The sequence below is a fragment of the Streptomyces sp. WM6378 genome, assembly GCF_001279695.1.
GTDB lineage: Bacteria > Actinomycetota > Actinomycetes > Streptomycetales > Streptomycetaceae > Streptomyces.
The window spans coordinates 1-225 of sequence record NZ_LGDD01000264.1 but is presented as its reverse complement, the minus strand read 5'-3'; the positions used below and the strand labels follow the sequence as shown (position 1 = coordinate 225).

Genomic DNA, 225 nt, shown 5'->3' with positions numbered 1-225 from the left:
CCCTGCTGCCGATCGACTGGGGGCACCTCCCGGCCGGAGGCTGGGGGAGATCGCCTCAGACACCCCGTATCACTCCGGGAAACACAAGCGCCACGGCATGAACATCCAAGTCCTCACCGATCCCTTCGGCCGCCTGCTGTGGGCCTCACCCGCACTGCCCGGCTCCACCCACGACCCGACCGCAGCCCGTGTCCACGAGATCACCGACGCGCCGGCTGCCGCGGA

The 225-nt window shown here is 70.2% G+C and carries 1 protein-coding gene; it reads left to right on the top strand.

The features are described from left to right. The coding region (locus ADK54_RS43625) for a transposase family protein (RefSeq protein WP_324610186.1) at positions 1-225 on the top strand (225 nt) is incomplete at both ends.